This is a genomic window from Halobacteriovorax sp. XZX-3 (assembly GCF_043196495.1).
Classification (GTDB): domain Bacteria; phylum Bdellovibrionota; class Bacteriovoracia; order Bacteriovoracales; family Bacteriovoracaceae; genus Halobacteriovorax_A.
In genome coordinates this window covers 892368-918473 of the sequence record NZ_JBEBMO010000002.1, presented here as the reverse complement: position 1 = coordinate 918473, position 26106 = coordinate 892368, and the positions used below count along the sequence as shown (strand labels likewise).

Below are 26106 nucleotides of genomic sequence, written 5' to 3'. Positions count from 1 at the left end.
AAAAAAGGCAGGTTTAAAACCTGCCTTTCTTTTTATATATAATTTAAAATTTAATTACATATTTTTTGGCTTATACCAACATAGTGGTCTAATACCTGTTTCGTAGTTATCTACTCTGTTACAAGTACCAGCAAGAGCATCTGTTTTAGATACGTCATCATTTAGGTCTTTGTCACAAAGAGCACCTTGGAAGTAAGTATCTAGACGACACTGACCAGCTGGGTGCTTGTCATCAGTTTTTCTAACAACAGACATATCTGGTGTTGTGAAAGATACTGAACGACCAGAGTTCAGAAGAGTCGCTAGACCTTTTGAAGCTTGTGCCATTCTCTTACATAGAGCATTTTCATTTGAATCAGACCAAACAGCATTACACTTTGACTCAACTTCTGGATCGATATCCATTTTTGATACGATACGAGCATTGTCATCATCTTGGAAGATTCTTCTGAAACACTTAAGTGAAGCCCAGTAATCAGACTGACCTTCGTTTGATGCCCATGAAGAAACCCAAAATCTTTTGATTTTTGGAGCACCAGCTAGGTGGTGACCTAGTTCGTGACATACTACAAGAGCAAATCCATCTGGAGATACTAGCTCGTGACGAGCAAGACCACCAAACATGTGAACATTCCATACTCCGCCACCTTGGTTAGCGTAAGCATTTACTGTTCCATCTTCCCATTTACGGTGAAACTTTAAAGTTGCACCTTCAGTTTCAACAACTGGAGCGTAAACTTCGTTTGCACGATCAATGATGATATTGAATAACTCTTCAGTCATTCCATTACCTGTTAGTGCGTCAACACCACGGTATAGATCGTTCTCTGGCATGATTCCTGTTTTTCCATGAATATCACATGAATAAGATTGAATTGAAAAGATTGCAGCAAAAAGAGCAATCAATAGCGTTGATTTTCTCATCTCTTTCCTCCCTGAAAGCACATAAATAAATATAAACAAGTTATTATAGAAATTAAAAAAACAGTCTGTGAAGAAAAAAATTTAACTTGCCAGATTTAATTAGAAAGTATTTTGGTCAACTATCTAAACTTCTTAACGATTTGAGATGTGTAAATTGTCTTCTTACCCGAGACAAATTGTCCTACGGCCATCGCAACAAAGAGATATGGCAATAATTCATAACCAAAGATCTCAGCTCCCATAGCGATACAAGCAAGAGGTGTATTTGAAGCACTTCCAAAAACAACACAGAAACCAAGAGCAGCGAGAAAGTTTGGATTGATCGCAACAATCGATGACATCCAAGAGCCCATTGTCGTTCCAATATAAACAAGAGGTGTAAACTCTCCTCCTTTAATTCCTGAAACAAGAGAAATTGCCGTGAGTATGAATTTTAAAATAAAATCTTTTATTGAAACAACTTCTATTAATGCCTGCTGAATAACTTCGATACCTAGTCCAGTGTAGCGTTGCTTGTAGAAGTCATTAATTACAAAGTAGAAAAGTAATAAAACAACACTTCCCGTAAATGTAATTAGCAAAGGTTTTCCCAAAGTTTTAATTTTCAATTTTGATTTCTCAACAGTTAAAACAAATATCCTTGCAACTAGACCAAAGGCAGCTCCAGCAATAAGTGCATAGAAGATTAAATTCCATGAAAAACCTAAATATGTGAATCGAATATAATTTGAGTGTGGCGCATATAATAGATGTGTTGTGTAAAAGCCAATATAAGAAGCAATTAAGCACTCAAGAAAAGTCGATAACTTTATTCTTGCATTTAAGTAAATGGCCTCAATGCCAAAGATTGCTCCAGCAAAGGGAGCACCAATAGCAGAGCCAAACCCGGCCCCACATCCGGCCATAAGAAGAACCGCCCTCTTTCTTTTTGAATGATTGAATAATTTAGCCAGATAATTGCCAATTGCTCCCCCCATCTGTACAGCACTTCCCTCTCGGCCAACACTTGCACCAAATAGATGAGAGAGTAGCGTCGAAAATAAAATCAGGGGAATCATGATAAGGGGAATATCCCTTTTTGGATTGTGAATTTCATCAATAATAAGATTATTTCCCTTCTCACTTATTGGAGAAAATTTCTTATAACAGAAATTTACAGCAACCATTGCAATTGGAAGAAAATAAATAAGGTAGCTATAACGAAACCTTAAAGATGTAACGATTTTTAAAAGGTGTAAAAAGACAGACGAAGCAATTCCAGTTAGGACGCCAAGAGCGATAAAAGAAAAGTAGTATTTTATATTTCGGGTATCATTACCAATGTCTGCTGCCATATTTCTATTCTAGGTTAGAAACACAGCAGCGTCCATTAATATGAATTTTACCAAGATCCGATATTCTCCATATCTTTCCATGGTGCAGATGGGGCCAATGGCTCACCTTTTTGAAGTAACTCTATTGAGATATCATCTGGCGATTTTAAGAATGCCATATATCCATCTCTAGGTGGACGATTAATTGTCACCCCTTGATCCATTAGTTTCTGACAAGTTTCATAAATGTCATCAACACGAAACGCTAAATGGCCCCAATTTCGACTACTCGTAGGTAACTTTTCAGTATTACCATTTTCATCAGGCCAATTATAAGTAAGCTCGATTAGTGGAGCTTGCTCCTTTAATGCTTTTTCTTCATCTTCAGGTGCACTTAAATAGACAAGTGAAAATCGACCCGCTTCACTCTCGATACGGTGAACCTCTTTAAGTCCAAGTTTATTACAATAGAAGTCCATACTTTCGTCTAGGCTAGTTACTCTAACCATTGTGTGGAGAAACTTCATTTTAACCTCCAAAATTAGTTGTCAAATATTGGTCTACTTTACCAAGACTTATCTATATAAAGTACTAAAATTTCGTTAGTTTTTGGTCAAATCTGTTTCTCATTTATAATCTCTGCATGAATTTGGTATATGAATAGAGAGAGACAAATATGAATTATTTAAGGCCATTGATACTTATTTTATCACTTAAACTATCGACATTTGTCTATGCTCAGCAAATAGATCGCAATGCAACAGTTTCAATGATTGACCAAATGGTTGCCAGAGGAATCATTGGTAAAGATGAAGCCGAGCAAGCAAAGTCAAAACTGGTAGCAATGCCAGATCAAGAATGGAATCAACTAAGTGAATTAGGAAGAAAGCTTGCCTCACAGCAAACGACAAATACAAACACAGAGCTAACAGTAGATAGTGCTGCCCAAAATATTGATTTTAACTCCAAGCAATTTAAGAATATCCAATCTCAGGTAAAAGATATTATGGGGAATCCGTAATTTATAACAAGATTAGATTAATTTTTTCATATATACTCAATGCTAATTGACCTATCAAAACAAAATTCATATAAGCTCTTTAAATCAATATGAGGAGCCCTTATGAAATCATTTATTCAACTAGTACTTGTTTCTATTATTGCATTATCAAGCACATACGCTTCATGTCGCTTAGAAGCTGAACTTCAGTCAATGGATATCCTAGCTCAAGAGCTAGCAGTTTCTTACGACGAAGTTTATAACGAATATCAAACTAATATCTCTTTTGACGGACTAAACGAAGAAGGACTAGATCTTTATTCGGCTTACTTCAATACTTACTCAGGTGCATATAAGCTTGAGACGGTAATTGACGAGAGATGCGATGTCGTAAGCTTTGAACTATCACTACTATAATAAAAAAGGCTACTTTATGTAGCCTTTTTTTTAACGTTCTCTTGTTTCTGATTGGAGTACCTCGCGGTAATCCTGGATGTCATCATAACTTCTCTTGTAGTTCTTTCTTTGATGACTTCTCTTTTTTCCATTTGCATAATTGCTTAATTCATTCACTTTACTCTTTGGCGCATTGTAAGTTTCAGAGCTGTTAATTTTTCTCTCATTAGCTGCAAAAGAAAGTGGCGAAGTTAAGAAAATAGCAAGAATAAATAAACGCTTCATCTTACACTCCTAATTTTCTTAAACTGAATCAACGCCTAAACGTTGCTACCATTCTATTCTAATGCACTTCTACGACGGGCGAAAGGGCCCGGCAATTACTTATTCAAAACTTGACATACTTAACAAAAACCAAACAATTTACTATTACATTCTTAATTGCTAAGCGATCTTCTTTTCAACAACAACATTCATGGCCTTTGTGATTTCTTGAACTATATCTTCTTCGGAGAACGGTTTATACAAAAATCCGTCAACCATTTCAGCAACTTCGCGATCTTCGCCTTCAAAATTTATACTCACACAGCCTGTTGAAATTAAAATTCTCGGCTGCTTTAATTGTTTATTGTTTCTGATACTTTTAATTAATTTTGGGCCACTCATAACAGGCATTTTCATATCAGTTATAATTAGGTCATAGTCCTCTGGCCTTTGGAGGTACATTTCATAAGCAACCTTACCATTTTCTGCTAGCGATACAGTAATTCCTGCATCCTGTAGAATCTCCTGAAGTAGATCTCTAATACCTTCTTCATCATCAACTACAATTGCACGAAACTTCATCTTAAAATCACTTAAACTAACCACTTTATTCTCCTGTGATGGTAGTTCTTCTCTTCCATAATGTATCGGGAGTGAAACTTTAAATACTGTTCCAATACCAACAACACTTTTCAATGCAATCTTTCCGTTAAAATCATCTTTAATAAATCCATGAGCAATGGAAAGTCCCATTCCTGTACCTTTACCAACATCCTTGGTGGTATAAAACAGATCAAATACTCTCTCACGTTCTTCTTCACTAATTCCATGGCCATTATCTTCGACTTTAAAAATAATTCGATCATTATTTTCTTTTACAATGACATTGATCTTTCCATTTTCCTTCCCTTCAACTGCATCTCGAGCATTTGAAATTAAATTGATTAAAACTTGTTGAAACTTTCCTCTCTCACCTTTTATCAATGCTTCATCACTCACATGCATATAGAGATTTAGATGTACATTATCTTTATCATAGAAATCTTTAAGCATTGAGACAGTATCTTTAAAAACATTTTGCACACTAAAATCTGTTGGCTCATCATCTTGAGTCTGCCGTGAAAACTTTCTTAAACCTGATACAATTTTTTCTATTCGAAGTGCAGCTGACTCTGACTTTTCAATCTTTTCAATAATTTCTTCTTTATGACTATTAGTAATTCTTTTTTTCAAAGACTTTAAATGTCCTATGATAATTGTTAATGGATTATTTATTTCATGCCCAATTCCTGCAGCAAGAATTCCAATCGAGGCCAACCTTTCATTTTGGCTTGCCAACTTCTTTTGTCTTCCTAATTCTTCATACTGCTTCTTTATTGCTTCTTCCTGTCTCTTTACTTTTTTTGAAATCAGATACTCTCGCTTTCTTCCTGTTTCAATAATGTAAACAGTTAGGATAATGATAAATAAAAAGAGAACAAGGTTAATAATGTAATCAAATGAAACCGTAAGTGTTGAAAAAGTTTTTGGACTAGATACAGTTAAGTAATAATTTGTATTACCATCTGTAGCAAATGGCTCCTCTTGACGATAAAAATTGTAATTCTTATCACCTTCACCATAACCGACATCTAGATTCACTCGATAATCTGACAACTCTCCTCGATTGACATTTGAAGGTAATAAAGAGGAGAACGAAAAGATCATATAGGCCCTCCCCTTAGTTCCATCAACAGAGCTTACAAATTCTTGTAAGATAATATCGGATGTTGCAGTATCAAAAATCACCTTATTATTCTTGCCAAACTTGCCACAAGTCTTTCCCTTAGACCTTAAAGTTTCATAAGTAGTTCCGTTTTCTCCGCTATAACAAATGGCCTTTATATTTAATTTATTCAAAGTCGACTTTGTAAAATTATTAAATTCCCACTTATTTACATTCAAAGAAGAAGCAAAGAAATGTGAGATACCGACGAGGGCCTCTCCACGTATGACACGATTGGCCTGTATACTTGAAATTATCTCTTGGGCACCGCTATTAAATTCTTCGCGATGTTTTTCTTGTAAGATACCTTCTCTTTGGTAATACAAAAGAGCGAGGAAAGAGATTCCTAAGATAAGAATTGTTAATGAGATTTTTGACAGGCCAAGTTTCACAGTAAACAAATCGTCTATGTTTACTGCGAACTTAACTTAAGATTATGACCTGATATACGCCATTATTTTTAACCAAACTTTACCTACGACAAGAGATATTCGTAACAGCACTTACTTGTGGGTATGAGCCCTCAATTAAGCCCTCTAAAGCTTTTGACTGAACTGGAAATGTGAAAACATTACCTAATGTTAATTGAATTTCAGTTTTTCCAATACGTGCATTTTCTAAGTCTCCACACTTTTCAATCGCCGCTTCAAAAATCTTATCCTTCAATTCAGCTTCCATATTAGAGAAAGAACCAACATATAAATTTATCGAACTTTGTGGAATAACAACAACCTCTGCGTAAACAGCTTTAGAAAAACTCAGAACCACTGCAAGACCTAAAATTAACTTTTTCATAATACTCTCCTTAATCCAACCCAAATCATTTTGAGTAAGAAGACTTTAGTTAATTCAATTTAATAAAAAAAATGAATAGATTCGATTGCTGGAATAAGAGTTTTTCATGACGCTTCGCAAACCACTGGATATTACATAAAAACAAAATGCTATTAGATATGACTAATTTTAAATATTAGACAACTTAATACTACTACCTTATAACATTTATACACACACAATAATGAACACTTGGAGAATTGAATGTTTAAACTTTTAATTGTATCCGCACTTTGCTTATGCGCATACTCATCAAGCAACCTCGAAAAGGCCAAAGAAATCCTAGCAAGCTCAGGATCTTCTGATGGTATTCGCTATGAACTTGAAAGACTTACGACAAAAGGTCACACGAAGAACTCTTATAAAGTTGCAAGAAAGCACCTTTTTGGAAATCTTCACCTAGAAAGAGACAATGCAAATAGCTTATATATTCGCGATGTATACTGTGACGAAGTATATACAAACTCAACTCCAAGAATTGGAAAAATCGCTAAGGGTACAATCCCTAACCACGAGGTAGTAAATTGTGAGCACACTTGGCCACAATCTAAATTTGATCGTGGTGCTCTGGCAAAATATCAAGTAGGTGATCTTCACCACCTATACCCTTCTCAAAACAGAGCAAATAGTACGCGTGGTAATTATAACTTCGGAAAAGTAGACGCAAAGAACTCAAGACTAGACTACTGTCCAGCATCTAAATTTGATGGAAATACATACGAGCCACCAACTTACCACAAAGGTAATGTTGCAAGAGCAATGTTCTACTTTTCTATTCGTTACGACCGTAAAATCAGCACGGAAATGGAAGAAACTCTTCGCCAATGGCATGAGCTAGATCCTGTTGATGAAGATGAGCGTGTAAGAAATGATAGAATTGAAGACATTCAAGGAAATAGAAATCCTTTTATCGACGCTCCAGATTTAGTTTCAAGAATTACTGACTTCTAGAATAAATTTACATAGATAAAAAACAAGGGCACTTATTAAGTGCCCTTTTTTATTTTTAAAAACTTTGTGAAAAACTAAATGCAAGGCCATCGAGCTTCACTGTAGGAAGCACAGTTAACCAGTAAGGCTTATTATACTCCACATGATTAAAATAAATTCCCCATCCATAACTTAAGCCTATAGTCATTCCAGCAGTAACATCATGTAGATAGTGCCAACTATCATTTAAGCGACTAAAAGAGATAAAAATAGCGGCCAAGTGTGCTACAGAACCCCATCCCCAGCCATGTTGTGCAGTTACAACAGAAGCAAATGCAAATGAAGCAGAAGCATGACCAGAAGGAAACGAGTCATTTTCGTCGGGATATCCAGGTCTTGTTTCATGAACGGCAGTCTTTAAAGCAACTGTTGTTCCAACTGTGTAGGCAGTCGCTTGTAACATATGTGAAGCACGCTCTTTACCAAGCCTTCCGCCCCAAAAATATTGTCCAATAATATAGGCACCATTCAGAACACCATAACCAATATCTCCACCAAATTGACCAAGATCTTTAAGGTGGTTTTTCTGGGCAGCACGTTCTTGAATTTCATCAATTCCTTTATATTCTTTTAGCAAACGAAGTCCGAGCGTAATCCCTGTCCCGGTCCAAAAGATGTACTTAGCATCCGTACAAATAGGTGCCGTAAAATCAGAAAGAAAGCTGCCACATTCATTGGCGTAAGTTTTTTGAAAACTTAATATCAAAATAAGTAACATTAACTTTTGTTTCAGCTTCATTACTTACCAATGTGTAGAATTTTACTTCTTGTATAATCTCTTTCTTCTTTTGATAGTATCTGTGGTTCTACTTTTGGCAGACCAGAATCAAGATCAAAGAAAGAATTAGGCTTTGATAATCTAAGAATTGTGCCCAAAGAAAGAAGTTTTAAAATAAAAAGTCCCGCAAGTTTTGAAAATTTTTCGAAGCCATTTTTTGGCCACTCACTAGATTTGAAAGAAGAAAACTTCATCATATTATAAGACTGGATATCCCCTAACGCTGACTTATCGCCTGTAACAAATGCACAAACAAGTCCATTAAATGGAATTTTTGCACCTAGAGTATTAACAATTGGAAAATTACAACATCCTGCATACCAGCGGTAGAGGCCTTTTGGAGATAACCTTAAACACGAAAGATGTTCTTGGCCTTTCGTGATTTTTATATAGCGAGGCGCAGTTTGAAAAAGTTCCGTACCATTAAACTTATCAAGAAGATCTTTTCGACCTAAATACTGTGCATACGTCTGGCAGTCATCACAACAGCAAACGACATGATTATTTAAGCTTTTATTTATTGTTAACTCACCTTCAACTGAGCCACACTCACACTTTAGAGAAATTAATTTCCTACCCACCTTTCTTATCCTTTTAGTAAATGCGTTTACAAGAGGCAGAGCAATCTTCAAAATTTTGAATATCAGCTCGTTGACTTAAATGAAGCCCATGTATATTGGCCAAAAGATCTGCCCATTCAGCATGGCCACCACCAAAGAGATCATAAATCTCTTTTGCAACACCAATGACAGCAGAAGAGCTAACACCACATTCGATACCAACAATACAAGAGACACTACAATGTCTATATTTATCCACTTCTATATTTTGAGATTCGAGGATCCTTTTATAGTAAGTTGCTGACTCAACCGCACATAACAGGCCATCAATACTTTTACTTCTAGTATTAGAAGCATACGAAAAATTCATTAAGCAAATCATCAGCAAAAATGCGCATCGCATATATCATCCCTTTTGTTAGTAGGACTTAATTATATGAACTCATGAAACGTTATGGCAAAGATTGCAAGAAATAAAAAGATTTAGCTAGGAAGTCCCTCTAACTTATCAATATTCTCTAAACTATTATCCCAGTCAGCCTTACTCTTCATGAAAATATGTGCGGTTGGCTTTTTATTGAATGGAGTATCTAAACAACCAGCAGGAATAACAATGAGCTTCCCTTCGCTAAAAACTCCTGGAACGGCCGAACCACAAGTCTTACAAAAAGATTTAGAGTGTCTCGTTTCAGGTAATTGATAAGATTGAATATTATCTTCCCCACTAAGCCAGTTAAACTTCATATTACCTGCAAAAAGATTTGCAGCATGTGCAGATCCCGTATCTTTTTGACAGTACTTACAATGGCATAGAAAGAAATTATCAAAAGCCCCTTCCGCTTCAAATTCAATGGTGCCACATAAGCATGAACCTTTATGTAAATTACTCATTTAAACTCTCCCTTGGACTAATGTAGACGTGCTCCATTTGGCACATCTTTATCCAGCTTAAATAGGACAATATCGTTATTTGAATCAGAGAATCCCATAACGAGAACTTCCGACATGAACTTTCCAATTTGCCTTGGAGGAAAATTAACAACGGCCAAGACCTTCTTTCCAATCAGCTCTTCCTTCTTATAGTGGACAGTAATTTGAGCACTTGATTTTTTAACACCTACACCTGGGCCAAAATCAATTTTGAGTTTATAGCTAGGCTTTCTTGCTTCTGGAAAATCTTCAATCTCAAGAATCTCCCCTATTCTCATATCAACTTCTAAAAATTTACTAAAATCTATATCAGTAAGCGCCGGCGCGCTCGGCTCAAAATCCAAATGCATAAGTATCCTTTCTTTTATTACTTTTTAAATTATACAAGAAAAATAAGTGGTCACCAAATAATTAAAATTCACACAAAATTGACAAGGTACTAACCACAGAATTTTCATTTGAAAAATACAATAGATGTAATGAAAAAATTTAAATTAAGCTTAATCATCTCTTTCTTACTTCATACTCTCTTGCTCTTTTCATATTCAAAGAATGATCAAATCAAAAAAATTACACAAAGAGAACCAATCAAAATGAAAGTAAAATCCTTAAAACAAAAAAAGAGCTCTATACAAAAGAATTTCTCAAAAAACTATAGAGCAAAGGGATTAAAGCTTTCAGACTTCTCCATTAATCCAAAACACCTAAACATAGACGATGCCAAGATTTCAACGAACTCGAATATTGGAATAGCAAAAGCAAATCAAATATTTTCAAAAATTGAACAAAACTTAACGTACCCAGAAGAACTCGTTGAAATTGAGGCCCAAGGACATTTTCAAGTCACATTCTATCTGGATAAGAACGCACAATATGAGGAGAAGCGAACTAAAATTTCAGTTGGTTCGAGATTCTTGAGGGCCTATATTGCTAAAGTGCTAAGAAAATCACTAAAGAATATAGATCAAAAAGATTTGAAACTTCAAAAGCTAACAAAATTTAATGCTGTCTTTAAATTCAACCTAACAACATCAGCCACTGAACTTGGTCAGTCGCAACTCTTAAAAGATCGCTATTTCTTTTATCGTCAAAGGTATGGTGTCTCTACTGGCAGAGATAGAGTTATGAATGGTGTCACAAAAACGCTTACAGGAATTACAAATATTCTTAGTCTACTAGAGTATTTACCAGATAGTGATGCAACAAAACTTAGAAAGAAAAGAGTCTTAGAAACTTATATCAAAGACCCATTCTATTAAGAGTAAGTTCTATTTTAAATATTGTAATAAATCTTTGGGATCGGCCCTTTTCGTATAATCAGCATCTGCAAAAGCATAAATGATCTGTCCTTCCTTATTAATGATATAAGTACCAGGCAAAGGTAGCTCAAATTTATCATTACCTTGATTTTTCTCAATATCGATCCCGAACTTTGAATAAACGGCCTTCAAACTTTCTTCGAGTTTAAAAGCTAATCCAAATTTTTTTGCAATCTTATTATCGACATCCGAATAAATTGGAAAATTTAATTTATGATTTCTTTTAGTTTTAGCAATTTCCTTCTTGGTATCTGGTGCTAGAACAATAAGTTTTGCACCTTTATTTTGAATTTCTTCATAATACTTTTGATACTCTTTGAGTTGAATCATGCAGTATGGACACCAACTTCCACGGTAGAAGCTTACAATGATATTTCCATCCTTATAATATTCACTAATATCTTTCCCACCAATTTTAAAACTCGGAACTTTAGTGCCTTTTTTCACACTCTCTTCGACAATTCCAGAATCTTTAAGATGTTTAAGGGCTTCATCCATAACCTTAGTTACTTCAACAGAGCGCTTTTTATTGGCCTTCTCTTTTCTTTCGTTAAGTCGATCTTGAAGAGAAGTTTCTGCAAAAGATGAAAGAGTAAGTATAAGTGCACTTAAGATTGATATAAATTTCATTGATATCCTTTTTTAAAAATAAATTTAAAAAATAATATCCTTAGTCTGGGATTTGAATGTTAGATTTTTGTAAATTCTAAGTATGACTATAAGTTTTTTTCTAGAATTAGCTGTTCGATATGATTTTCTTTGATTCTAGTATCAATTAACTTAAAACCAAATTTTTCATTGAGTTCAATCATTTCAGGATAGCGAGCATCAGTGTGAGTACGAACCTTTGTGAAGCCTTGTTCTTTGGCCCACTCATGTTGCCTCTCCATCAACTTTGTCGCTAATTTTTGACCACGATAAAATGGCACAACACCACCTACCCAGCTGTAGAAATAATCACCACAATCATAGCCAACTTTAAAGGCGATTGGCTGACTTCCATCAAAGTAAAATTGAGCAAGAAACTTAGTGCAGTCTTTTGTTTTTGAGTACATTCTGTCGACACAATACGGCGTACTAAAGATCTGAGAATTCGTCTGGGAAACGATTTCGAAGACCTCATCAGAGATTTGCGAATATTCTTTATACTCATAATGATTCATAAGGACGCAGAATATATCATAAAATTTTAAAACGTACACATTTAGATTGTTAAATTTCAATACTTTACAATCAAAACCCTCTAGGCCCTTGTAAGTAAATATTATCTAGTACCTTTGCACATCATGTCACTTTGGTTATTTAAACAAAAAACAAAATTTCGCAGGGAGTAATAAATGAAAGGTCTTTTATCTTTTCTAGTTTTAATTTCACTATCAACAGCTGTATCAGCTCAGTCTGATTTTCTATCTAAATCAGAATCAAAAGATATCAATGAATACATGGATAATATTTGTATGGATACATACTGTGGTGGCGATATAAATTGGTATACGCAAGGGATGAACTGTAGCGGAGATCAGTGTACAATTTCATACGAGGCCTATACTTGGAAAGATTCAGCTGATTCATTTGATGCAGATCTTCTAAAAGCACTCGATGGAAAAACTAAAGATTATCGTCATTTAAACTCATCACTTAAATTTGAAAATTTCCAACTCGTTAAACAAGGCAGAGCATTTGTAAATATCTCATGTACTATGTACGGACTCAATAATGAAACTCTTGCTGAATACGATAATGACAAACAAGAATATCTTTATATGACTATTCTCGAGTCATGTATTGATCCTGTTGAATCACTAATTCTTGCTTACTAAGAATATATAGGGCCAATTAAGTTGGCCCTTTTTATTCTTCATTTTTTTTCGACACACCAACGTTTGCTACCAATACACTTTTGCATCTCAACACGATATCCATCAGGACAACTTTTTCCATCTTCAAGAATGATAGATTCAGAGGCCTTGGCATTTCGTATAGAGCTTTCACAGCAACTATTACCATTGCACTTTTTTATGTACTGATCGTAGTATTCTTCAGAATTCGATTGGCAACTTAGACTAAGAATAAGTGTCGCTAACGTAATGAGATATTTCATGGCCTAATTGTAGCATAACCTTTTCAAGATATAACTGCCATGAGTCCAAATCAAGGCTCCACCAACACTATCAATTACTTCAGCTGTAAAATTAGAATTTCTTTGAGTAAGAGTCTCTCCAAAATCTGGTGAATGAACTGGGCTATAATCATGTTTCCCATATAGATGAAATACGTCTGTTGTAACTTCTTCAAGATTGAAGCCCCAAGGAGATAAGCACATAGATAAGTCTTGAAAGTAGGATTTAAATGAGCTTCCAATCCCTTCTTGAAGACATTCACGATACATCTTCTTATATGAATCTTGCGTATAGACCTTCTTATCGACTTCAGAAGATGTTCCAATAACGAACTCTATAAAACCATCCAGATTGAAAGTTTTTTGAAATTCATCGCATGTTAATTGGCCACTACTTACAGAGTTAACAAAACCTTTTGTATTCTCATCAAGTAACTCATAAGTACTTTTATAATGTAGATCATCTTGACCAGAAACTATGACGGCCTTTTTAACAATCCCATGCAAGCACATATGGTACAAAAAAGGCGCACCTTGAGAGAATGCGATAGCGTCAATCTGATCTAACTTAAGCTCTCTTAATAACAATTCTACTGATTCAGTGATACTAGAAAAAGACTTATCTTCATTGAAGTCCGACTGACCAAAGCCAGGCCTATCAATCGAATAAAGCTTGATATTATTATTTATAAGGTCTTCTTGATAGAAATTTAAACTACCACTCATCCCTGCACCATTTATATAAAGGACAGGTTTCCCAGATTCTGCTCCACTTACCCTAAAGCATGTCTTTAAATTATCTTTTAAAATATATATGTCTTTCAATTATTAATACTCCATTCTAATTTATCTGATATTTGTGACAAGCCAGTTAGAAAAATCATCCACTTCACTATGATGATCTTGAAAGTCCTCTTTAAGTTTATTCAAGGTATCTTGAACAGCATTAACATCATAAGCAATGCCTTTTAGTTTTTCAGCAAAAGACTCAATTAAAGGTGGGTGTAAGCAGTCACTAAAGATTGTCACCTCTTCCATTATTCCTTTATTTGAATTTATATGAACTTCAACACCACCCCAGTCAAAGCGTTCATCAAATTGATGATTAAACTTCGGCGTTTTCCCGTAAAGCCAATTCCAATCCTTTAATTCCTCATAGTATTCATTAACTTTAGGAACAGACTTAAGGAAGTCATAGTTTAAAACCTCTACTTGGCCCTGAGCATCGTAGAAACGACAAAACTCTTCAATAATCGCACTTGAGAGACTCTCATGATTGATTTCAGAATTAAGCTCAGCAAGATTGATCACACGTGCACGAGCAGACTTGATCCCCTTTGACTCTAATTTCTTCTTATTAGGGTTTAAGTAGTTAGCAAGTTTACTAAGATCAGCATTAATTAGAAGTGTTCCATGATGAAAGCTTCGATCTCTTTTTACTTTAAAGGCCGAACCAGAAATTTTTCTTGATCCTTCTTCTTGTGCAACTTTAACTTCAATATCATTTCTTCCATTAGCAAAGGCTTCAACCCCAAACGTTTTTAAAGCATTTGTAATGATCTTATTATTGGCGTCTTTATCGTATGATTCTTTAGATGACATGAAAGTGAAATTAGTATTTCCCAAATCATGGAATACGGCCCCGCCGCCACTTTGGCGTCTAGCAAGTTTCACCCCGTCTTCTTCCATCTTACTTGTAATACACTCTGTCCACGGATTTTGGTGCTTACCGATAACTACAGTCTCATCATTTTGCCAAAGAAAGAGAACATGAGAATCCGTGTCCATATCGTTAAAAATCCAATTCTCTGTGGCGAGATTAAAATATGGATCATATTGTTCAGCTACAAAAATTTTTACTTTCTTACTCATATTATTCCTATTTATAAATCTGTTTTCTCAAATCGCAGGCCATTACAATCATCGTAGTAATCTTTCTCGATTTCAGTTTGTTTAAAACCAAATTTCTTATATAAAGCAATTGCCGAATAATTATCTTCTCTAACAGTCAAAGATAAAGGCATTTGAGCATGATTTTTTAAACATTCTTCAAGTAACGTTGAGCCATGACCCCTTCCTTGAAAATCTTTTGAGACTGCAATATCAACTAGCTCGATATTTCCGTCCTCTTCCACGGTACAATAAAATCCGATTACCTCTGCATCTACTAGTACCTTAAGCTCATAGCCGATATAGTCTTCTGGAAATTCAACTAGGGCCTGAAAAGTTTCTTTCTCAGTCGCCTCTTGCTCACCATAGTTTTCTAATTCGATTTGAAATAACTTATCTACGTCTGACAGACTAGGCGTTCTAATATTCATTGTGGCCTCACTATATCTAAAAAATTTTAATTATTATAGTTTAGACCAAAAAAGATTACTATACTGATAAGTAAAACCAGTATTTTTACTCTTAGAATTATCAATTATTCGAAGTTCTGAATTTTCTGAATCAAAAGATATCGTCGAATTAAAGCTACGATAGAATTCCTCTTTAGTAGGATGATCATCGCAAACCAGATTAAAATCTTCATTACTAATATTGTGACCAATTGCGTAGTGTAAAAATGCAGCAACATCACTTGTGTGAACTAGATTAACATTAGTTTGTGACTTTGATAGCTTTGTCATTTTCTGAGAAAAGAATTTTGGATGGCGTTTACTATCAATAAGGCCACCTGGCCTGACAATTACATAATCATCCAACTGTGATATCAATTTTTCGCACTCAATAAGCTCTTTAGCATTTCTTGTATGACCAACTTTCATACTATCTTCATTTATCTGGCCTGTGCCGAAAACCGAAGTCGAACTAATAAAAATAACTTTATTTAAAGGCCCTAAATCATCTAATAGTTTTTGAAGTTTAAGAGAGTATTCTTCGACAGGTGGAAATGAAATGATAATAACATCAAAGTCCTTTGAAGCTTTCCAGCTCTCACCTAAAGAGAATTCGATGAGGTTAGTTTCTAATTCATCTGACTTTCTTCTTGTCCCAATAACTTCGTGTATTTTATTTTGGGAAAGAAAGTGCTGTCCTAAATGTCCAAGTCCTAAAAAGAGAATTTTTTTCATAAGTAATTATAGTTATAAAACAAAGACTCAGGAGAATACAAATTTTAAATAACGAATAGGTGTTATAAAGTTTGAAATACGACAGTATAAAAAGGGGAAAACCGAAGTCGGTAAACTTCGGCTTTTAATGGTAGCCCAGACGATATTAATTATTGCATCCCTAGCCTATAAACAAGTATTTAACTATCTGATAAATTGACTCTAATTCGATGACCATCAGGGTCAACGGCCACAAATGTTAAACCGAAAACTGCTACCTCAAGCTCTTGCTCGATTTTAACGTCATTGGATTTCCATTGCTCATAAAGCTCCCTCACTTTATCTTCTGATTCTACTTGGAAAGCTAGTTCTGTTCTATGCCCTTCTCCCCCTGATACAAAGTTCTTTGCCTTTGTTGACCAGAGACCTAAATTCAGGCCATTCTCAAGTTCAAAACATTGGTAACTTGGAAATCCAACAGGTTCCTGGCCTAATAATACTCGATAAAACTCACTACTTTTAAGAGGGTCATCGACGTAAAGTATTATCAAATTTGGCGAAATCATACATATCTCCTTTTTTTCTACTTTATCACATGCTACTGTCAAAAAATGGCAGGAGACTTTTCATGACAAGAACTGAACGATTATTAACTTTGATGCAAGTCTTAAGGCAAAACCAATATCCCGTAACTGGATCAAGACTTGCTGATGAATTAGATATCAGCATAAGAACTTTATATAGAGATATTGAAACCCTAAAACAACAAGGGGCCAGAATTGAAGGTGAAGCAGGTGTTGGTTATATCCTAAAACCAGGTTATTTTCTGCCTCCACTTATGTTCACTCAAGATGAAATTGAAGTCTTAATGCTAGGACTTCACTGGGTAAAAACTTTTGGTGACATATCACTAGTTTCTCCATGCAAAACAGTTCTCTCCAAGGTCTCTGAAGTTCTTCCTAAATCAATGACAAAAGAATCCAATTATAACTATCTTAGAGTCGGGCCACCACCTTCAAAAGAGCTTATGAACGAAGATCTCTCTGAGTTTAGAGAAGCAATAAAAAATGGAGAAATTATTAGAATTAATTACTCTCTAAAAAAACAGAATAAAATAAAAACCTTTACTGTATGGCCTATTAGCATAGGATACTTCTCGAAAAGTAGAACTCTTGTGGCCTGGAATCCCAAAGAAAATAAATTCTCATATTTTGAAACCAACAGAATTGAAAGCATGTATCTTAGTGATAAGAAGTACCCTGTAAAACAAGAAGTCCTGTTTAAGCAATGGCATTCTATTGTACTAAGTGAACTAAAAAAGACAAAAACAAGCACTTAAACGCAGTAAATACAATTAAATTTAAGAAATTACTTAGATTAGTGCGTCGTTTAACGTATATTGATTGCTATGACAAATAATATACCATTTGAAGACTTTAATTTAAGCGCAGGCCTCCTTGAATCCATCAAAAAATGTGGATTCACAACAGCAAGCGCCATCCAAGAACTAACAATAGATCCAATTTTAGAAGGTAAAGACATACTTGCTCTTGCTGAAACAGGCTCTGGAAAGACTGCGTCATTTGCAATCCCGATCATCGAACATATCATTCATGATGACCTCGTGGAAGTTGATGAGGTTCATTACGTTGTCCTTTCTCCGACAAGAGAGCTAGCGCAACAAACTGCAAAGGTCTTTAAAGATCTAGGTAGTGACTCTGGAATTAAAACAGTTTGCGTTATTGGTGGTGAAAGCCTCGAAAAGCAAAAAGAGCAAATAAAGAAGGGTGCTCATATCATTATTGCAACCCCAGGACGTTTAGTAGACCTACTTAAGCAAAAGGCCGTCCTCATTGATCGCACTTACGGAATCGTATTTGATGAAGCTGATCGATTATTTGACATGGGCTTCCAAAGAGATATTGAATACACACTTGGCCAAATGCCAGATGATAGACAATTAATCATGGTATCGGCCACGACTAATATGGCAGTTCTAAATACGGCCTACAAGTTCAACTCAACTCCAATTGAGATCAAGCTAAATGAAGACAATATGGTTGTTGATCACATCGATCATAAGCTAGCGATGATTAATGAAAATGAGAAGATGGGACTTCTTGTCAACCTCATACGAAATCACGAAGATGCATACGCCCTAGTCTTCTGTAATACTAAATTTCAAACACACTTAGTTGCTGAATGGCTGATCGCAATGGATTTCAAAGCAAAGGCAATTTCAGGTGGCCTTTCTCAAGTTAAGAGAACAAAGCTTATCAAAGACTTTAAATCGAAAGAGACGACAATCCTTGTTTGTACAGATGTTGCAGCAAGAGGTCTCGACATAAAAGATGTTAATCTTGTTATCAATTACGATCTTCCACAAGATGCCGCAAATTATGTTCACCGAATTGGTCGAACAGGTCGTGCAGGCTGCGAAGGAGAAGCAATAAGCTTTTGTTCATTTGATGACTGTGAATACCTAGACCCTATCCAAGATTTTATTGGTGATAAAATTCCAAAGTTAGACGTTGGCCCAGAAGATATATCGAAAAATCTTTCAAAAAAGCCATTCATTGACCGCAAAACTTTTAAAGTTGTCGATAGAACAACTGGCAAACCATTAACACAAGAGCAAAAAGATCAGCGCAAGAAACCTCAGCGCAAGAAGGCCCAAAATAATGCTAAGAAGAAAACTTCAGAAAGAGATAAGAAGACAACTGAAGTAGCTGTTAGGCCAGTTACAAAACCGATTAAGAAAATAGAAAAGAAACCAAATACACCAACGTTTACGATTCAAGCAGACTCTCAAGAAAGTGCGAAGGCAGCCGCTCTTGCATTCTTTAAGATAAAGTATGATTCACAACTAAGCCTTGATGAATCGACACAGGGACGCAAGAAGTTCTTCTTATTTGGAAAGAGGCTTACAAAGTTCACTTATAGCCTTAGGCCAACGTATAAAAAAATCGTGATGCCATTTCTAATTAATCTTATTAAAAAGGCAAACTTGAAGCTATTTGCAAAGTTCTCATTTAATGGAAAGGATATTAAGATCTTCTTTTCTGGAGCAGATGAGAAAATGTTAACAAGAGATAATAATGAACTACTCCAAGCTCTTGAGCACCTGACAAGACTTCACCTTTACAACAGTGTTGAAGTTCCTAGAGAAGTTAGACTAAATTTCAAGTGTAAGGGTGTAAAGAGTCAGGAAGACAGTCTTATTAAGATGGTTGAGCGTGAGACAGCTAAAGTTCTAGACTCTCGCGAGCCAGTAACACTAAAAGCATTAAACGCATCAGATCGCAGACTTGTTCATCAACACCTTGATAAGCATAAAGAAGTTAAAACAGTCTCAATTGGTGAAGGCCGAATGAAGAAGATTAAAATAACATTGGCCTAATCTTTTGTTCCAGGTACTTTTCACTTGCCGTACGTAAAGGAAGAGCACCTGGAATGCATATTCTATAAATAGGGCCTTTGATTCTTTTTATTCCATCATGAGGCTTTTCAATAGACTTTCAACCCATTTCGATTTTTTGCTTCTATATTCATCTTCATTAAGATGAGAAGAACTTCGTTTGAGCTCATTATACTCTTCAACGAGAGAAGGTTTGGTAGACAATAATTTTTTAAATTTCAAAAAGTCTTCAAATTCACTTCCATTCTCCACTAACTGGATTGCTACATCATGATTATATTTTTCTGTAATCAGCATGCAAAGCTGAGGAGTTCTTAAAGTGCCCTCTTTCTCAACGTAGCCAAGGTTCTTAATTGTTACTAAACTTGATTCGAAGTCTTTCTTATCCACGCCAACAAAAACATCTAAGTCTCCTTTTGAGACAGCACCAGGGATTGATGATGCTCCAATATGAATGATTCGAACATTAACAAGATGTTGAGATAGCTCAGACTCTAAGTCCTTAAAAATTTCATTCACTTTATCTTGATAGTCTTGTGCTTCATAAAATTTCATACTACTTCTTTCTTACAAGATAAGACATATCCATTTGTTGAATATTTCCATTTTTCCATGTTTCCCTATGAAAAACATACTTATCTCCCATAGTATAAAGCCTAAACTTAAAAATCATCTCCTCATGCTTCCCCTCTAGATAATATACATTCCCCTTAACAATCCCCTCTGCTCTGAAAGGCCCTTGTGACATGATAACTTTTTCACCTTTAACTTCTAGGCACATATCCTTAGTTAAATCTTTTCCGTCTCTAAACCCATGCGCCGTGATAGTAATGACATGCTCACTCTTACCAACCATCGTTTCAGGATAAACTTCTCTTTTGACTTCTTTTCCATTTGAAATTTCAAAGCTAATATTATCCCACTCGCCAATAAGAAAACCCACCAATGGGTTATATAATTCTTTTGTCCTCATAAAGTGAACTCCTTTCTTTATATGCCTCTTCTAATAGCTCTGAGATAATCTCTGTTTTTGCATTTGAGTATTCACTTCTTGGTATATCCAAAGATTTTTTAAGCTCTTCATATCTCAATGCTGCACTTGGATTGGAAATAAGATAATCTTTAAAAATAATATGGTCTTTAAGTTCCTTACTACCTGATTCAAAGATGTGAAGATGACAAAAGCCTTTTGTCTTTTCGAAGTTATAGAGAACAGAATATCTCCTACCTTCGATCCCATATTCACCTTTATATTCGTAACCGAGCTTCTCAAGTAAATCTTTCTTTTTATCTAACTCTTCTAAACAAGAAATCTCACCAACGATATCAAGTATTGGTTTTGCGACAATATTTGGAATTGCAGTGCTTCCGCAGTGGTGCAATTTTAACGAATTAATATTTAATGATTCAACGATTCGATTAGATTCAAACTTGAAGACATCACGCCATTTATTATTATGATCTACAAGACGAACTTTGTTATCCCTTTCCAGGCCCAGGCCGTGCTCTTCAAAAACGGTAAAAACTTTTTGCATGAACTTATTTTAGTACGATAAGGTGAAAAATAGGCAAAAAAAAAGCTACTTCAAAGAAGTAGCTTTTTTATGGTGCCCCGACGTGGGCGATTATCGAACTGCGATACTCGAAATTGCCGTATAACTAACTTAAATTAGGCTTCTTCTCTTGAACATCTCTCTTTGAACTAATTCTTTCGATGATTTGCGAAGCGTTAATCTCCCCATAGACCTTTTCTCCAAGGAGGGCAGTTTCCTTCATTAAACGGCTCAGCTCTTCCCACGCTTCATAAGGAGAACTTTGATACATCTTCTCAAATGCTTCATTTATCCTTTCAGGAATAGCCTCCATCTCACTAAAGGCCTTATCCATTCTTTTATAGGTTGGATAGTACATCTTATTAATTCCTAGAAGAGCGAGGAATATTCGTTTTTGATAACCAGAAATCAGTCCATAAAAAATCGCCCAATCCTTTCTCTCAATATGAATATGATAATTACCACTCCCAAAAACAGAAAGGTGCTCTTTTGTTAACTTTAGGCCTAACTCCTCAGGGTAATTGGTAATAGAAGTCTTCCAAGCTTCAAGTGTTGGACTATCAAGAAGTGGAATACTGTGTTGTATTGTATATAAGAAATTAAGCTTCGATAGATTTGTACTCAAGTTTTTTAGGACATCATCAATATCTCTTTGATTTCCTTCAACTGTGTTATGCCAAACATCAACTTGAAATCCGTTAATATAAATATTGTCTTCAACAACATCTTGATCTTTCCAAGCCTTAAACTCTGTAAAGTTCTCTCCATTCATTTGAGAAATAAGAGACTTCCTCTTTTCATCACTTATCTTATTCTTCCAAACAAAACAGATTTCTAAATCTGAATATTTATCAGCAACCCCACGAGAGACTGAACCTCCGATAAAGATAGCTTCAAGATCTTCTTCATTCGACACTTCAGAAACTATTTCTTTAGCGAACTCTATTCTCCATTTATTTTGATTATCCATAACTTCATAAATCCCTTTTAAAAAAAATACTTTAACCACAGTTAAAGTATACATTTAGAAACCTTGTTCAGTAATTGCTCCAGGTGCTTTTTCGTTGACCTTGCGTAAAGGAAAAGCACCTGGAACGCATCTTGCTCTCAAAAATAGTAAAAACTTTTTGCATGAACTTACTTTAGTACGATAAGGTGGAAAGAAGGCAAAAAAAAAGCTACCTCAAAGAAGTAGCTTTTTTATGGTGCCCCGACGCGGATTCGAACCACGGACACAAGGATTTTCAGTCCTTTGCTCTACCAACTGAGCTATCAGGGCATAAATGATTTGGTTCCATTAAATTAATGGTTTATGTTTCTTTCGTCAATAGAAAATTAAAAAGTTTTTTAATTTTAATTTGAGATATCTTTAATTATTATGTTTGCTATGAATGAAAAGTTTTTAAGCATCGATAAAATTATTTTAACTCAAGGATCAACAACGGTTAATGCCCTACTCTTTAGACCTCCTAGTGAGAAGCTAAAAGATACGGGATACGCCATTTTTACTCATGGTTACACATCTCACAAGATCAGTATTTTCTCATGGGCACAAAAGCTTTGTGATGAAGGAATCCCAACAGTAATCTTTGACCAACCAGGTCATTTTACGGGCTCATTTCATGACGTGGCATCTTTTGAGGACTTTAAAAATGACGCGCCGATGTTATTTATCCATGCACTAAATAAATTAAAAGAAGCTTACCCTTCTCAACAAAATAAACTTCTCGTTGGAGGTCACTCTCTAGGTGCCCTGACTTCAATTCTTGCAGTTCAAAATAACTACTTTGAAGGCTTTGACGTACACCACTGTGGCGTTGGCTTTGGTGTTCCACCAGAAGGTGTCACACACGTTTTTGATACGCCATTTTACCAAGCGACAGTTAAAGCACGAGCGGAACTTGTCTCAAAACACTTAGCACCAGAAATTATGTTTCCTTGGATCAAAGATCAAAAGTTTCACCTAACTCTAACAGGACACAAAGTGCATCTGATCTCAGGGGAAGATGATGTGGTTGTTGGAAAAGAAGGAATGGAAAACTTTGCAAAGATTTTAGAGAACCTTGGCAATACTGTGACAATGGAGAAGCCAGGTAAGCTTGGCCACCATCTTCCAGATATGGCCGGAAGTTTTATCAAGAAGCATGCAAAGAGGATTGGGCTACTTTAGCTTCAAATAAAGCCTTAGGTTCTTAAGCATTCCCACTCTTCCAGTACGTTCAAGTGGAGTACCTTTGAAGATACGACGGTATTCACGATTACTCATTTCTTCCAGATCGCAGAAGATATCTTCTAGGGGTCTCATTAAAAAGAAGTCGATGAATTGTTTCCCATTTTCTTTGAAGGCAGTTGAGTCGGCTTCAAGCTTTCTTTCCAGTCGCCTATTCCATGGACATACATCCTGACAAATATCACAACCGAAGATTTCACCATTTGCATTTTCGATCCCACTTGGAGGAAAGACTTCTTTAAAATGTTCAATAGTGAAAGTTGAAATACACTTATCAGCAATAATCGTTCTTTTATCGATATCAATTGCACCCGTTGGGCATGCATCACCACAACGCGTGCACTGGCCACAGTGATCTGTTTCAAACTTCTCACTAGGTGCTTCTAATTCCTTATTTAAAAGAAGTGAGCCAATGATAAAGTAGCTTCCAATGTGGCGATTGATTAGCATGGAATTCTTTCCGTACCAACCTAGCCCTGACTGATAGGCAAAGTCGCGCTCTAGAATTGGTTGGGTATCAAGAGAGAACTTAAAATCTAGCTCAGGATCTAGCTTCTGCAGTTCTTCTCCGATTGCTTGAAGCTTATCTCTCACTTCATAGTGATAATCGCGCCCCTTGAAGCCTACTACATAATTAGCTATTTTAAGCCCGTTGCTCTCACCACTCTCATAAAACTTCTTTGCACTACGAGCTATGTGAGAATAATCAAAAGCGATAACTAGTGTTGACTTAATATCAGGATAATAATTTTTGAGATCTTCTCTTTTGATAGCGCGTTCATCGGCGAGGTAGCCAAGAGCGCCATGAAGTCCATCTTTAATCCAAGCTTTGAAACGTTCTAATGATTTAGGTTTAGATTCAGTGACGACACCCCAAACTTCAAGATCTAGAGTTCTTAAAATATTTTGAATGTCGTCTTTTTTGATCATGACTTGTCGATAATCTCAATTGCACCAGTTGGACAGACTCGAATACATTCGTAATCAAGCGTACAGTGTCCAATTTGATCCTTATTAAGCTTTGTCAGTTTTGTCTTCTTATCTGCAACCCAAATCTCATGAGGGCAAATTGAAACACAATTCTGACAAGTAGAGCAGATATTATGATCTAGCAGGATTCTTTTTTTTTTATCTTCTGCAACTTCAAAAGTATCTTTATTAGCATCTTCGTGAGGAGCTTCTTTGATAATCTCAACCTTAACAGAGTTAGAATATCCTTTCGAGAAGATCTTCCCATCACCTAGCGTCACAACAACTTTGTCACCATTATAAAGACCCATTCTCTCCTTTGCCTGGTTAACAACATACTTAACGTATGAGCCAGTATCTTGTACCTCTTCATCAACAAGATATGGGTAAACTCCCCAGTATAAGCAAATGCGTCTTGCTGTACGAAGATTATGAGTTACACCAGCAACAGGAGTTTGCGGCCTAAACATCGAAACCTTACGACAAGAATTTCCACCTTCTGTTACGGCCAGAATTCTCTTAGCTTCAACTTTTTCTGCAATCATTGAAGCGGCAACCATTACAGATGAGTTCACTGAAGACAAGTCAATATTTCTTAACAGCGGACGCTCTTTAGGAGTCTTCTCCGCTTCAAAAATAATATCATTCATCATCTGCACGGCTTCAACAGGATACATCCCCGATGCAGATTCTCCAGATAGCATTACAGCATCAGTTCCATCCCAGATAGCGTTTGCAACATCACTTGCCTCTGCTCTTGTCGGAGTTGGAGCATCAGTCATACTCTCAAGCATCTGTGTTGCAGTAATAACAGGAATCATGCGGTCATTACATTTTTGAATGAGCTCTTTTTGGATTGAAGGAACTAAATGGTTTCCAACTTCAACACCCATATCTCCACGAGCTACCATAATAACATCAGTAACATCTAGGATTTCTTCAATATTATCTAATGCTTGAGGTTTTTCGATCTTAGAAATAATTGGCACTCTAACTTTTAATTTATGAAGTAAGGCCTTTACCGTCATAATATCTTCTTTCTTACGTACAAAAGATAGAGCGATATAATCAATATTATGTTTTAGAGCAAACATTAAGTCTGCTTCATCTTTGTCAGTAAATGCAGGAGCAGATACTTCACAATCAGGAAGATTAATCCCTTTATTAGACTTTAGCTCTCCCCCAACGATAACTTCAATTTTATAAACATCACGATCTCGTGTTATCGCTTTCGCAATTAGCTTTCCATCATCAAATAAAATTCTTGCACCATCGTGACAATCATCAACAAGTTTTTCATAGATAGTAGGGATATAGCAGTCTTTATATTCAGGATAGTCCGCTTGTTTAGAAGATGGTCCAATAACCCATGTTTCACCGTTTTTAAGTTGTAATCCATTAGGTAGTTTATCTGTACGAATCTTTGGACCTTGAAGGTCAATAAGAACAGCTACTTCTCTTCCAATATTTTTTGAAGCCTGACGAATATTTGAAATAAGCTGGGCATGAGCTTCATGAGTACCGTGACTCATATTTACTCTTGTTACATTTACTCCTGCAATGATTAATTTCTCAATCATTTCTACAGTATTTGATGACGGCCCTAATGTCGCAACAATTTTAGCACGACGGACTTTGCCCATTCCCATTATCTCTCCCTGAATTTTTATAAGCTTTTTCTTTTTTTAATA

The 26106-nt window shown here is 35.7% G+C and carries 33 protein-coding genes and 1 tRNA gene; 8 read left to right on the top strand and 26 right to left on the bottom strand.

Translation table 11 applies throughout. From position 1 onward, the window contains the following. Positions 1–54: 54 nt before the first annotated feature. From ABMA70_RS14985 to ABMA70_RS14975, 3 genes are all read right to left on the bottom strand, one after another. Complete coding sequence (locus tag ABMA70_RS14985) at positions 55–924, bottom strand: hypothetical protein (protein ID WP_103219119.1); 870 nt, start codon at positions 922–924, stop codon at positions 55–57. Positions 925–1043: 119 nt separating this feature from the next. Next, complete coding sequence (locus ABMA70_RS14980) at positions 1044–2258, bottom strand: chloride channel protein (protein ID WP_392992420.1); 1215 nt, start codon at positions 2256–2258, stop codon at positions 1044–1046. 47 nt (positions 2259–2305) lie between these two features. Next, the gene (locus ABMA70_RS14975) at positions 2306–2764 is read right to left on the bottom strand and encodes a VOC family protein (RefSeq protein WP_103219117.1); all 459 of its coding nucleotides are present in this window, start codon (positions 2762–2764) and stop codon (positions 2306–2308) included. Positions 2765–2913: 149 nt separating this feature from the next. Between ABMA70_RS14975 and ABMA70_RS14970 the strand changes: the two genes are divergently transcribed. After that, positions 2914–3258: a hypothetical protein gene (locus ABMA70_RS14970; RefSeq protein WP_103219116.1), complete on the top strand. Its 345-nt coding sequence runs from the start codon at positions 2914–2916 to the stop codon at positions 3256–3258. Between the two features lie 102 nt (positions 3259–3360). After that, positions 3361–3654: a hypothetical protein gene (locus tag ABMA70_RS14965; RefSeq protein ID WP_392992422.1), complete on the top strand. Its 294-nt coding sequence runs from the start codon at positions 3361–3363 to the stop codon at positions 3652–3654. Positions 3655–3684: 30 nt separating this feature from the next. Here the strand turns inward: ABMA70_RS14965 and ABMA70_RS14960 are convergent, their stop codons facing one another. The 3 genes from ABMA70_RS14960 to ABMA70_RS14950 all read right to left on the bottom strand — a co-directional run bounded on the left by ABMA70_RS14960 (position 3685) and on the right by ABMA70_RS14950 (position 6457). Beyond that, positions 3685–3918, bottom strand: a complete 234-nt coding sequence (locus ABMA70_RS14960; protein WP_103219114.1) for a hypothetical protein — start codon at positions 3916–3918, stop codon at positions 3685–3687. Positions 3919–4077: 159 nt separating this feature from the next. Further along, positions 4078–6054 (bottom strand): ATP-binding protein, encoded by a 1977-nt coding sequence (locus tag ABMA70_RS14955; RefSeq protein ID WP_392992424.1) that lies wholly within the window; start codon positions 6052–6054, stop codon positions 4078–4080. Between the two features lie 79 nt (positions 6055–6133). Further along, complete coding sequence (locus tag ABMA70_RS14950) at positions 6134–6457, bottom strand: hypothetical protein (protein ID WP_392992426.1); 324 nt, start codon at positions 6455–6457, stop codon at positions 6134–6136. Positions 6458–6700: 243 nt separating this feature from the next. Here ABMA70_RS14950 and ABMA70_RS14945 point away from each other — a divergent pair, with 243 nt between their 5' ends. Then, positions 6701–7447, top strand: a complete 747-nt coding sequence (locus ABMA70_RS14945; RefSeq protein WP_392992428.1) for an endonuclease I family protein — start codon at positions 6701–6703, stop codon at positions 7445–7447. A 55-nt stretch (positions 7448–7502) separates the two neighbouring features. Here ABMA70_RS14945 and ABMA70_RS14940 read toward each other — a convergent pair whose 3' ends face one another. From ABMA70_RS14940 to ABMA70_RS14920, 5 genes are all read right to left on the bottom strand, one after another. Next, positions 7503–8225, bottom strand: a complete 723-nt coding sequence (locus tag ABMA70_RS14940) for a phosphatase PAP2 family protein (protein ID WP_392992430.1) — start codon at positions 8223–8225, stop codon at positions 7503–7505. Next, on the bottom strand, positions 8225–8845 hold the full coding sequence (locus ABMA70_RS14935) for a DUF6151 family protein (protein WP_392992432.1): 621 nt from the start codon (positions 8843–8845) through the stop codon (positions 8225–8227). Before ABMA70_RS14935 ends, ABMA70_RS14940 begins: the two co-directional genes overlap by 1 nt. Before the next feature lie 13 nt (positions 8846–8858). Then, complete coding sequence (locus tag ABMA70_RS14930; RefSeq protein ID WP_392992434.1) at positions 8859–9194, bottom strand: hypothetical protein; 336 nt, start codon at positions 9192–9194, stop codon at positions 8859–8861. A 113-nt stretch (positions 9195–9307) separates the two neighbouring features. Continuing rightward, complete coding sequence (locus ABMA70_RS14925) at positions 9308–9715, bottom strand: GFA family protein (RefSeq protein WP_392992436.1); 408 nt, start codon at positions 9713–9715, stop codon at positions 9308–9310. A gap of 17 nt (positions 9716–9732) precedes the next feature. Continuing rightward, positions 9733–10104 carry a tRNA-binding protein gene (locus ABMA70_RS14920; RefSeq protein WP_392992438.1) on the bottom strand — a complete coding sequence of 124 codons (372 nt, stop codon included), beginning with the start codon at positions 10102–10104 and terminating at the stop codon, positions 9733–9735. Positions 10105–10233: 129 nt separating this feature from the next. Here ABMA70_RS14920 and ABMA70_RS14915 point away from each other — a divergent pair, with 129 nt between their 5' ends. Further along, entirely contained in the window at positions 10234–11013 is a 780-nt protein-coding gene (locus tag ABMA70_RS14915; protein ID WP_392992440.1) for a hypothetical protein, read from the top strand. A 9-nt stretch (positions 11014–11022) separates the two neighbouring features. Here ABMA70_RS14915 and ABMA70_RS14910 read toward each other — a convergent pair whose 3' ends face one another. Both ABMA70_RS14910 and ABMA70_RS14905 read right to left on the bottom strand, forming a co-directional pair. Next, positions 11023–11703, bottom strand: coding sequence for a peroxiredoxin-like family protein (locus ABMA70_RS14910; RefSeq protein WP_103219103.1), 681 nt, complete (start codon positions 11701–11703; stop codon positions 11023–11025). Positions 11704–11789: 86 nt separating this feature from the next. Next, the gene (locus ABMA70_RS14905; RefSeq protein ID WP_103219102.1) at positions 11790–12236 is read right to left on the bottom strand and encodes an N-acetyltransferase; all 447 of its coding nucleotides are present in this window, start codon (positions 12234–12236) and stop codon (positions 11790–11792) included. A 174-nt stretch (positions 12237–12410) separates the two neighbouring features. On the opposite strand from ABMA70_RS14905, the gene ABMA70_RS14900 reads away from it, so the two are divergent. Beyond that, positions 12411–12893, top strand: coding sequence for a hypothetical protein (locus ABMA70_RS14900; protein WP_392992443.1), 483 nt, complete (start codon positions 12411–12413; stop codon positions 12891–12893). A gap of 38 nt (positions 12894–12931) precedes the next feature. Here the strand turns inward: ABMA70_RS14900 and ABMA70_RS14895 are convergent, their stop codons facing one another. From ABMA70_RS14895 to ABMA70_RS14870, 6 genes are all read right to left on the bottom strand, one after another. Further along, positions 12932–13174: a hypothetical protein gene (locus tag ABMA70_RS14895; RefSeq protein ID WP_392992445.1), complete on the bottom strand. Its 243-nt coding sequence runs from the start codon at positions 13172–13174 to the stop codon at positions 12932–12934. A gap of 3 nt (positions 13175–13177) precedes the next feature. Next, positions 13178–14017, bottom strand: coding sequence for an alpha/beta fold hydrolase (locus tag ABMA70_RS14890; RefSeq protein WP_392992447.1), 840 nt, complete (start codon positions 14015–14017; stop codon positions 13178–13180). A 21-nt stretch (positions 14018–14038) separates the two neighbouring features. After that, the gene (locus tag ABMA70_RS14885; RefSeq protein ID WP_392992449.1) at positions 14039–15064 is read right to left on the bottom strand and encodes a lipoate--protein ligase; all 1026 of its coding nucleotides are present in this window, start codon (positions 15062–15064) and stop codon (positions 14039–14041) included. 11 nt (positions 15065–15075) lie between these two features. Next, positions 15076–15513, bottom strand: coding sequence for an N-acetyltransferase (locus ABMA70_RS14880; protein WP_103219097.1), 438 nt, complete (start codon positions 15511–15513; stop codon positions 15076–15078). Positions 15514–15546: 33 nt separating this feature from the next. Further along, complete coding sequence (locus ABMA70_RS14875; protein ID WP_392992451.1) at positions 15547–16266, bottom strand: hypothetical protein; 720 nt, start codon at positions 16264–16266, stop codon at positions 15547–15549. A 179-nt stretch (positions 16267–16445) separates the two neighbouring features. After that, positions 16446–16811: a VOC family protein gene (locus tag ABMA70_RS14870; protein ID WP_392992453.1), complete on the bottom strand. Its 366-nt coding sequence runs from the start codon at positions 16809–16811 to the stop codon at positions 16446–16448. Between the two features lie 62 nt (positions 16812–16873). Between ABMA70_RS14870 and ABMA70_RS14865 the strand changes: the two genes are divergently transcribed. Together ABMA70_RS14865 and ABMA70_RS14860 are read left to right on the top strand one after the other, a co-directional pair. Then, on the top strand, positions 16874–17584 hold the full coding sequence (locus tag ABMA70_RS14865) for a helix-turn-helix transcriptional regulator (RefSeq protein WP_392992455.1): 711 nt from the start codon (positions 16874–16876) through the stop codon (positions 17582–17584). A gap of 69 nt (positions 17585–17653) precedes the next feature. Continuing rightward, positions 17654–19645: a DEAD/DEAH box helicase gene (locus ABMA70_RS14860; protein WP_392992456.1), complete on the top strand. Its 1992-nt coding sequence runs from the start codon at positions 17654–17656 to the stop codon at positions 19643–19645. An 87-nt stretch (positions 19646–19732) separates the two neighbouring features. On the opposite strand, the gene ABMA70_RS14855 is transcribed toward ABMA70_RS14860, so the two are convergent. From ABMA70_RS14855 to ABMA70_RS14835, 5 genes are all read right to left on the bottom strand, one after another. After that, the gene (locus tag ABMA70_RS14855) at positions 19733–20218 is read right to left on the bottom strand and encodes a GrpB family protein (RefSeq protein WP_103219094.1); all 486 of its coding nucleotides are present in this window, start codon (positions 20216–20218) and stop codon (positions 19733–19735) included. 1 nt (position 20219) lies between these two features. Next, positions 20220–20636, bottom strand: a complete 417-nt coding sequence (locus ABMA70_RS14850; RefSeq protein ID WP_392992458.1) for a hypothetical protein — start codon at positions 20634–20636, stop codon at positions 20220–20222. Then, a complete protein-coding gene (locus tag ABMA70_RS14845) occupies positions 20614–21198 on the bottom strand; it encodes a GrpB family protein (protein WP_392992460.1) in 585 nt (194 codons plus the stop codon). The genes ABMA70_RS14850 and ABMA70_RS14845 overlap by 23 nt, the downstream gene beginning before the upstream one ends. 124 nt (positions 21199–21322) lie before the next feature. Beyond that, positions 21323–22225 (bottom strand): hypothetical protein, encoded by a 903-nt coding sequence (locus ABMA70_RS14840; protein WP_392992462.1) that lies wholly within the window; start codon positions 22223–22225, stop codon positions 21323–21325. A 194-nt stretch (positions 22226–22419) separates the two neighbouring features. Beyond that, positions 22420–22495 (bottom strand) — tRNA-Phe (locus ABMA70_RS14835). A 108-nt stretch (positions 22496–22603) separates the two neighbouring features. On the opposite strand from ABMA70_RS14835, the gene ABMA70_RS14830 reads away from it, so the two are divergent. Beyond that, the gene (locus ABMA70_RS14830) at positions 22604–23386 is read left to right on the top strand and encodes an alpha/beta hydrolase (RefSeq protein WP_392992464.1); all 783 of its coding nucleotides are present in this window, start codon (positions 22604–22606) and stop codon (positions 23384–23386) included. Here ABMA70_RS14830 and queG read toward each other — a convergent pair. Both queG and pyk read right to left on the bottom strand, forming a co-directional pair. Next, on the bottom strand, positions 23378–24376 hold the full coding sequence (queG, locus tag ABMA70_RS14825) for a tRNA epoxyqueuosine(34) reductase QueG (protein WP_392992465.1): 999 nt from the start codon (positions 24374–24376) through the stop codon (positions 23378–23380). The two genes, ABMA70_RS14830 and queG, sit on opposite strands and share 9 nt — an antisense overlap. Further along, positions 24373–26064: a pyruvate kinase gene (pyk, locus tag ABMA70_RS14820; protein ID WP_103217999.1), complete on the bottom strand. Its 1692-nt coding sequence runs from the start codon at positions 26062–26064 to the stop codon at positions 24373–24375. The genes queG and pyk overlap by 4 nt, the downstream gene beginning before the upstream one ends. Positions 26065–26106: the final 42 nt, after the last annotated feature.